Source organism: Succinivibrio dextrinosolvens DSM 3072 (assembly GCF_900167015.1).
Lineage (GTDB): Bacteria > Pseudomonadota > Gammaproteobacteria > Enterobacterales > Succinivibrionaceae > Succinivibrio > Succinivibrio dextrinosolvens.
Genome location: NZ_FUXX01000065.1, coordinates 1 through 8464, shown reverse-complemented (window position 1 = coordinate 8464; position 8464 = coordinate 1). Strand labels below are relative to the sequence as shown.

Here is an 8464-nt window from a genome sequence, read left to right as displayed (position 1 = left end):
AGGATTCTCCTTTAAGAAATCCTCTCTGAAAATAAGTCTTCCGACACCTTCACCATTTGCAATTTCAGCAATATTACGAATATCTGTTTTAACAGGATAATTTTTACCTTCAACACGAGAGTTCTTATAGGTGCGAATATAGGTTCTATTCTTTGATTTACAACAATAAACTGTTGGTAGAGGAGCAATTTTACTCATAATAAAATATCTTTGTAGGTACAACTATATAATACCTACATTATAGCACTAAAAAAATTATCTAACTGATTGTTATTTAAATTTTTTGTGAGATTTGATTAGAATACGTTGTACCTACTTTGCAAAGTACAGGTTTATTTCGAAATAATTGTGATCTGTGTCATTTTATTCTTTGTTTTATCTACAGAAAATTTAATAAAATATAGCTGTTATTTATAATAATTAGAAAAAAGTGTGCTTAATATAATAATTTTGTGAGTTAGTATGAAATTAAGAACTGCTGCATTAGTACTCGCGGTATCTGTAGCCGCAGGAAGCCTTGCTTATAAGTCTACAGTACCATCAAATGATTCATATGAAGGGGCAGAGCTTCCTTTTGAATGGAACAATGCCAATGTCTATTTTGTAATTACCGATCGTTATGCAAATGGTAATCCGAATAATGATGACAGCTATGGTAGACCATATAAGGATGATTCTGGCTATACAGCAGGTACTTTTCACGGTGGTGATTTTGCCGGATTAACATCAAAGCTAGATTACATAAGATCTCTTGGTGTAAGTGCTATCTGGGTTAGCTCTCCTGTAGAGCAGTCTCATGGCTGGGTAGGTGGAGGTCCTATGGGACTGTATCAGTATTATGCCTATCACGGCTACTATGCTTTAGATTTCACCTCAATTGATGCCAACCTCGGTACTGTTGATGAGTTCAGAACCTTTGTAAACGAAGCTCATAAGCGTGGCATTAGAGTACTAATTGATGTCGTAATGAACCACAGCGGTTATGCAACTTTAAAAGACATGTGTGACTTCAATTTTGGCAGAACCAAAGATAATTTTGATCCATGCGCAAAGTTTATACCTGATGCAGCAGCAGGCCAGTCTTATCACGACAAGCCAATTGATGCTTCAGAGAATGAAAGCTGGAACCGCTGGTGGGGCAAGGACTGGATCCGTTTTGACGGTTATGGTCAGACCTGCGGAGCTGATGACTCTATTGATGGCTGTCTTGCATATCTGCCTGATTTTAAAAATTCAAATATAAATGAACCAAAGGTTTCTATTCCTGTCTTTTTACAGGAGAAATGGAGCAAGGCTGACAAGGCACACGACATACCTGCAGCTCTTCAATATCGTAAGGGAGAAATGAGTGTTGCCGAGTTTGAAGCTCACTGGCTTGCTTCCTGGGTTGAGGAATTCGGTATTGACGGCTTCAGATGTGATACCGTTAAGTATGTTACCAAGGAAAACTGGAATCTTCTTAAAGAGTTATCGGTAAAGGCTCTTGAGAAGTGGAGAGTCGCCAACAAGGGTAAAGATCCTGCCGCAGACTGGACTGATCCTTTCTATATGACCGGTGAGGTATGGGGCTTTACCAACGATCCTGATGATAAGAACGAATATGCTTCAAAGGGAGGCTTTGATTCACTTATTGACTTTTATTTCAATCCTGACGGTGTAAATCTGAATACCTGTATCCTTCCAGATAAGGATGACTGGGTTCGCTATGCAAAGATGTACGGAAAGGAAGAGGGCAAGGTTGCGCTTGGCAATCTGACCTATATTTCTTCTCATGACACATCTCTTTGCCGCAAAAAGAACATGGAGAATGCTGCCATCATGTTTGGTCTGATGCCTGGTGCCATTCAGATGTTCTATGGTGATGAGACCAGCCGAGAGAATGATAAGGGTGGTGGTATTGATTTAGAGCAGGGCATGCGTTCTGATATGAACTTCCCTTCAGACATTATCAATGCTGATAAGTGGGCTGCCAATATTCAGAAGCTAAGCCAGGATTACTCATCAAATAAGGTTCTTTCTGTCTGGCAGAAAGTAGGGCAGTTCAGACTGAGAAATCCTGCAGTAGGTGCCGGTGCACAGTTTGTCATTGGAGATAATTCTTTCTGCAGAATCTATAAGGACAGCTCAAAGAAGATAGATAACAGAGTGGTAATTCATTTAGGAGACTCAGACAAGATTAACGTTTCCAAGTGCTTTGCCGATGGAACCGTTCTTCAGGACGGATATTCCGCAAAGGAATACAGAGTGATAAACGGTTCTGTTGAAATCAAGTCTGATACTGTAGCTTTATTAGAGGTTAAGCGCTAATCAGATACACTTAACTGGTTTAGGCAGTCCTGCGTACTTAGCTGCACTTTTCGCAGCACCATCAGGAAACAGGACTGCCAGTTTTATAGATGATGCAAGATCCTCATGGCCAGATGTCTTTAAATATTTAATCAGGATTCTGATAGCCGGTGTTGTTGCGTACTCTTCAAAATATTTTTTTACGGCTTTGATAATCAGAATATGCTCATCTGTTAAGTCTAAACCGTCATTTTTAGCCATAAATCTCATTAAGGACTCGTCCCAGTCCTCAGCTTTTTTTAAATAACCCTCAGAATCAGTTAAAATTTCTCTTCCATTAAAGATAAAACTCATATATAATGTTCCTCGTTTTCAGCGGATGGATGGCAGAGCGGTTGAATGCAACGGTCTTGAAAACCGTCGAGGGTTCACGCCCTCCGTGAGTTCGAATCTCACTCCATCCGCCACTTCAAGAATTTCTTCTTTTCTTAAATTCCCTAAACGCCAGTAATTTTAACAAAAACTAATCTTTCGTTTTACTCTATTTTCTTAACTCAGCTTAATTTGTTTTATTATTTAAACAACATTCCTGTTTTGCTTTAATCTTTGTGTATTTCCTGCCATTTGATTGCTGTGAGAACAGTGTGCGTAAAACGTGCTATTTAACATTTCGTAAAAAATGTTGTAAAATCAAATAATATTAGTAACTGTCATGTCAGTTTCTGATCTCTTTTGATAAAAAATACAGTCCTTCGGCTCTTGATAATTTATTTTACAAAAGTCATTTACAAGGCATTTTTTTTATATATAATGTCAACAAAAAGATGTGATTTTGATCACTTTATTATTTACCTTATGATCGCTATATGAAATTATTAAAAGTTTTTGTTTTCATCCTTTGTGTTGTTTGTGTAAGCACTCCTCTGGTTTTTGCCATTTGTAACGGCAACAACAGTGTTGACGGAGGAATGTCTCAGACTAATGCTTCTAACGCTCCTTATTCTTCTGAAGATTTTGCCAAGTGCATTGAGGAACGAGATCAGCTTCTTGAAAACAAAGATTACCGCAAGGCTTTTTCATATCTGCGTACCTTGTGTGAAAAATATAAAGATTCAGAATCATGCAATCTGACATATTCAACTTATTTTGCAATGCAGGAAGATTCTGTTAACGTTTCTCCAAGTGATCAGAATATTACATTGTATGAAGTTCTATATTATCTAGATTTAGGTTGCAAGCTGAACAACTATGATTCATGCATCAAGGCAGCTCGTCTTTATGAATATGGCTCAAAGCCAGGAGCATCCTCTCAAGTGAAAGGTTACAATGTTGCTTATGATGCTCAGGAAGCTAAAAAATACTACAAGAGAGTATGTGAGTCAGTTTCAGACAATGCTATGGATGCATGTTCACGAGTTGTTGAGTTATCTCGTCAAAACAGCAATGTTCCTTTAGCAGATTCATTTGTTGATAATCTGGTAAAGAAGCTAAACTAATCCTTATGTTCTTATGCCTTTTTAGAAAAGGTATCTAATTTTGTTCTTGTTTTTCTCGTGTTGAGCAATTATCAATGTGATAATTGCTCTATTTTTTTTCTATCGTGTGTGATCAACACACTATTTTTAAAATCATTTTCTCCAAAATTGTGTTTAAGAACTTATAGTTATAGTGTCTTAATGTTTTGCTCAATTATTGGGCATTTCTGTTCTACGTTGGAGCAGTTAGTTTAAGTCTTTCTAAAAACAAACAATAAGGAAACATAAAATGACTAGAAAAGAACATGATTTTATTGGTGAGCTTGAGTTGCCTGATGACATTTATTATGGCGTTCAGACATATAGAGCATTGAATAATTTCAAGATGACAGGTCACCGCTTCAGAGATTATCCTCTGTTTGTTAAAGCTTTTGCTCAGGTAAAAAAAGCTGCAGCAAAGGCTAATGCAGAAGTAGGTGTGTTAGACAAAGATAAGGCTAAAGCATTATGTGGTGCTGCAGACAAGGTTATTAAGGGCCAGTATGCTGATCAGTTCGTTGTGGACATGATTCAGGGCGGTGCTGGTACCTCAACTAACATGAATATGAATGAGGTTCTGGTTAACGTTGCTCTTGAAGGCATGAAGCACAAGAAGGGCGAGTATCAGTATCTACATCCAAATGACCACGCTAACCTGGGACAGAGTACTAACGATACTTATCCTAGCTCAATCAAGGTAGCATCAGTTTACTATTTAACCGACCTTAAGAAAGCTCTTGAGGATTTAAAGGAAGCTTTAAAGAAGAGAGCAAAAGAATTCAAAGATATCATCAAGATGGGACGTACAGAGCTTGAAGATGCTGTTCCTACCACTTTAGGAAATACCTTCAATGCATTCGCAACCTTTATTGATTCTGACATTGCTCAGATCGACAAGGCATGCAAGCTTATGACCGTTCTGAATCTTGGTGCTACTGCAATTGGTACCGGCATTAACTGCCATCCAGACTACAGCAAGGCTGTTATCAAGCATTTAAGTGACATCACTGGTGTTAAGTTCTCAAATGCAAAGGATCTGATTGCTGCAACTCAGGATACCGCAGATTACGTTACTGTAAGTGCTGCTTTACGTACCTTAGCTGTTCATCTATGCAAGATTGCAAACGATCTGAGACTTATGAATTCAGGTCCACGCTGCGGCTTAGGTGAAATCGATCTTCCAAAGATGCAGCCTGGCAGCTCAATTATGCCAGGAAAGGTAAACCCTGTAATTCCAGAGGTAACTTTAGAGGCCTGCTATCAGGTTATGGGTAATGATTTAACCATTACTTTATGTGCTGAGAGAGGTGAGTTTGAGTTGAATGCTGTTGAGCCAGGTATTGCTTATGCATTGTTCAATTCATTAAATCTGATTACCAATGCTGTTATTACTATCAACAAGTACGCAGTTGCAGGTCTACAGCCTCGTACTGCTGACTGTCTGAAGTCTGTAATGAACTCAGTTGGTATTGTTACCGCATTCAATCCATACCTGGGCTATGAGAAGTCTGCTTCAATTGCTAAGGAGGCTCTGCAGACCGGAAAGGCCGTAGGTGACATATGTCTGGAGAGAGGCTATATGAGCAAAGCTCAGATCTCTAAGATTCTTGAGCCTAAGAATATGCTGAATCCACGTATGACTCAGAAAAGAGAAGGTTAGAAAATCTGACCTTTACGATTAACTTTTTCGAGAGATTGATAATATGTTAATTGCAGAGATTATTGTTCTATTGGGCGCCATCTATCTTGGTGTGCGCTTGGGAGGTATAGCCATCGGCTATGCCGGCGGATTAGGTGTTGTTGCACTTACTCTGTTAGGTCTTAAGGCAGGTAGCATTCCTTGGGATGTTATTCTGATTATTATGTCTGTTATTGCTGCTATCACAGCAATGCAGGAAGCAGGCGGTCTTGATTATCTGGTTCAGCTGGCATCAAAGATCTTACGTAGTCATCCAAAGCACATTAACTTCCTTGCTCCTACTGTAACCTGGTTACTGACTGTATTTGCCGGTACCGGTCATACTGCTTTCTCCATGATTCCTGTTATTACAGAAGTTGCCAAGGGTGAGAATATCCGTCCTTGTGTACCTCTGTCAATTGCGGTTGTTGCTTCACAGATTGCTATTACAGCATCTCCTGTATCAGCTGCAGTGGTATTCATGGCAAGTGATCTGGCATTAGGTGGCTTAGGTATTGACTACCCAACTCTGCTTTTAATCTGGATCCCAACAACCTACCTAGGCTGTATGCTGACTGCATTCATTATGAATATGTTCTGCAATATGGACCTAAGCAAGGATCCTAACTACATCAAGCGCTTAGAGAATGGTGAAGTATCAAAGACCGTAAAGCATGAAGAGGTTGTACTAAAGCCTTATGCAAAGCGTTCTGTACTGATCTTTTTAATCGGTGTGCTTGCTGTTGTGTTCTATGCATCAGCAATCAGTAACAATGTTGGTTTAATCAAGCCAAGCGTAGTTACCGGTTACGAGACTGTCTATGAGTCAGAGAAGCCAGAGATGTTTGCTCAGTTACGTGACGAGCAGAAGCTTGAGGTTATTGAAACTCTGGACAAGGGTGCATATGTAAACAAGCCTATCAAGGTTCTTGCTCTAACCCGTGATAACGCTATTATCAGCTTCATGATGATGATCGCAACCTTCATTGTAATTCTATGTAAGGTTGATGTGGGTAAACTAAGCTCAACCTCAACATTCAGGAGTGGTATGACCGCCTGTGTCTGCGTTCTTGGTGTTGCATGGCTTGGTGATACCTTCGTATCAAATCACACTGCAGAGATTAAGAGTATTGCTGTTGAGTTCGTAACCAGCTACCCTCCAGTACTGGCTGTAGCTCTGTTCCTTGCAAGTATGCTTCTATACTCACAGGCTGCAACAGCTAAGGCTCTGATCCCAACAGTTATCGCTGCATTAGGCATGACAGCTGCAAATAACGGTGATGCCTACATTCTTGTAGCCAGCTTTGCTGCTGTATCTGCTCTGTTTGTTCTGCCAACCTATCCAACTCTGCTAGGTGCAGTTCAGATGGATGATACCGGTTCAACTCAGATTGGCAAGTATGTATTCAACCACCCATTCTTCATTCCAGGTATTCTTGCAATTGCAATCACAGTTGCACTTGGATTCGTATTTGCTCCTATGATGCTATAAGAGTTTGCTCATAAAATAGTCAGAGGCGATCTTCGGATCGCCTTTTTTTGGCGCAAAATATAGTGTGATTACAAAAAAAATATGCGCCAAGGCACATTTTTAAAGTTAATTATTTTTTCTAATTGAACAATCAGGAGATCAGGGTTTTAATTTACGGTTACAACAAAATTAACATAAGGCGTGATCATGTCTAAGATTATTTTATTTCTTGAACGGTTAAGTTCTTTTTTCAGTAAGACCTTTGCATTCTGGGTTATTTTCTTTGCTGTAATTGCATATTTATTCCCAGATTTCTTTAAGCCTATTGCTGCATTTATATCTATTCTTTTAGGTATAGTGATGTTCGGTATGGGACTTACCTTGTCTCCTCATGATTTCTCTGAGGTTTTCAAGCGACCTATACAGGTTGTAATCGGTATGGTTGGTCAGTTCGTAATTATGCCTACACTGGCTTTTGTATTGGTAATGTTCCTGAACCTGCCTCCTGAGATTGCATCTGGTGTTATGCTTGTAGGCTGCTGTCCTGGCGGTACTGCATCAAATGTAATGTCTTTCATTGGAAAGGGTGATGTTCCTCTGTCTGTTACTATTACAGCATGTACAACTCTACTGGCTCCTGTTGTAACTCCTGCTTTATTCTATTTCTTTGCTAGTCAGTGGATTAACATTGATCCTTACTCAATGTTTATCTCAATTATTCAGATTGTGATTCTTCCAATCATTGCGGGTGTATTTTTAAACTTCTTGTTCAGAGATACAGTCTCAAAGGTGGTTGTATGTCTGCCAATGGTCAGTGTATTTGCAATCATCTCAATTGTTGCTGCTGTAGTTGCAGCAAGTGCTGAGCGTCTTGCTTCAACCGGACTTCTGATCTTTGCAGTTGTTGTTCTTCACAACTGTTTAGGCTATGTATTTGGCTATTCACTCGCAAAGCTTTTCAGAATGAAGCTTGCTCAGAAAAAGACTCTTGCTATCGAAATCGGTATGCAGAACTCAGGTCTGTCTGTAGCTCTTGCTAACAAACTAGCTATGACTGGTGCTGTAGATCCGATTGCCGCTGTTCCTGGTGCTATTTTCTCTGTATGGCATAATATCTCAGGTACCATCATTGCCACCTTATTTGCAAATATGTCAGATAAGGAAGAGATTTCAGAAGAGACAGAGCAGGTTAGTTCTCACGATGAACTCAAAGAGTCAATTTCTTAATAACTCTAGTTTCCCACATGGAAATTTAAAACAAAACTAGATTCACTCTAGGTTTGATGCTCTTTAAAAACTTGTATTGATTTATTTTTGGGAAGAGGTGTGATTATAAGCAAAAAAAGCTTATATATCTGATAGATACCGATGAAAAGGTGTGTTTAATATGTTATAATTTTATCTGCTAAAACAAAAAGTTAACATAAAAAAACACACCATGAATATGATACCTAAAAATACCTCTTCTAGCAATTTTACTGATACATTTTCTTCTCTTTTTTCTGTTCTTGGTCT

Annotated in this window: 7 protein-coding genes and 1 tRNA gene; 6 read left to right on the top strand and 2 right to left on the bottom strand. The window is 39.0% G+C overall.

Annotated features, from left to right (window positions below; translation table 11 throughout):
* The coding region (locus B5D46_RS11375; RefSeq protein WP_143675678.1) for a hypothetical protein at nucleotides 1-198 on the bottom strand (198 nt) is incomplete at its 3' end.
* 264 nt (nucleotides 199-462) lie between these two features.
* Here B5D46_RS11375 and B5D46_RS11370 point away from each other — a divergent pair.
* Nucleotides 463-2307, top strand: coding sequence for an alpha-amylase family glycosyl hydrolase (locus B5D46_RS11370; RefSeq protein ID WP_078929555.1), 1845 nt, complete (start codon nucleotides 463-465; stop codon nucleotides 2305-2307).
* Here the strand turns inward: B5D46_RS11370 and B5D46_RS11365 are convergent, their stop codons facing one another.
* Nucleotides 2308-2640 carry a TusE/DsrC/DsvC family sulfur relay protein gene (locus B5D46_RS11365; RefSeq protein WP_078929554.1) on the bottom strand — a complete coding sequence of 111 codons (333 nt, stop codon included), beginning with the start codon at nucleotides 2638-2640 and terminating at the stop codon, nucleotides 2308-2310.
* A gap of 23 nt (nucleotides 2641-2663) precedes the next feature.
* On the opposite strand from B5D46_RS11365, the gene B5D46_RS11360 reads away from it, so the two are divergent.
* The 5 genes from B5D46_RS11360 to B5D46_RS11340 all read left to right on the top strand — a co-directional run bounded on the left by B5D46_RS11360 (nucleotide 2664) and on the right by B5D46_RS11340 (nucleotide 8176).
* Nucleotides 2664-2753 (top strand) — tRNA-Ser (locus tag B5D46_RS11360).
* Nucleotides 2754-3152: 399 nt separating this feature from the next.
* Complete coding sequence (locus tag B5D46_RS11355) at nucleotides 3153-3782, top strand: hypothetical protein (protein ID WP_078929553.1); 630 nt, start codon at nucleotides 3153-3155, stop codon at nucleotides 3780-3782.
* A 268-nt stretch (nucleotides 3783-4050) separates the two neighbouring features.
* Complete coding sequence (locus tag B5D46_RS11350) at nucleotides 4051-5460, top strand: aspartate ammonia-lyase (protein WP_078929552.1); 1410 nt, start codon at nucleotides 4051-4053, stop codon at nucleotides 5458-5460.
* 43 nt (nucleotides 5461-5503) lie between these two features.
* Nucleotides 5504-6970, top strand: coding sequence for an anaerobic C4-dicarboxylate transporter (locus B5D46_RS11345; protein ID WP_200805068.1), 1467 nt, complete (start codon nucleotides 5504-5506; stop codon nucleotides 6968-6970).
* A 186-nt stretch (nucleotides 6971-7156) separates the two neighbouring features.
* Entirely contained in the window at nucleotides 7157-8176 is a 1020-nt protein-coding gene (locus B5D46_RS11340; protein ID WP_078929550.1) for a bile acid:sodium symporter family protein, read from the top strand.
* Nucleotides 8177-8464: the final 288 nt, after the last annotated feature.

Bases quoted from the DNA above. Each gene is read 5' to 3' on its own strand.
- B5D46_RS11370 (WP_078929555.1), top strand. From the start codon at position 463: ATGAAATTAAGAACTGCTGCATTAGTACTCGCGGTATCTGTAGCCGCA.
- B5D46_RS11365 (WP_078929554.1), bottom strand. From the start codon at position 2,640: ATGAGTTTTATCTTTAATGGAAGAGAAATTTTAACTGATTCTGAGGGT.
- B5D46_RS11355 (WP_078929553.1), top strand. From the start codon at position 3,153: ATGAAATTATTAAAAGTTTTTGTTTTCATCCTTTGTGTTGTTTGTGTA.
- B5D46_RS11350 (WP_078929552.1), top strand. From the start codon at position 4,051: ATGACTAGAAAAGAACATGATTTTATTGGTGAGCTTGAGTTGCCTGAT.
- B5D46_RS11345 (WP_200805068.1), top strand. From the start codon at position 5,504: ATGTTAATTGCAGAGATTATTGTTCTATTGGGCGCCATCTATCTTGGT.
- B5D46_RS11340 (WP_078929550.1), top strand. From the start codon at position 7,157: ATGTCTAAGATTATTTTATTTCTTGAACGGTTAAGTTCTTTTTTCAGT.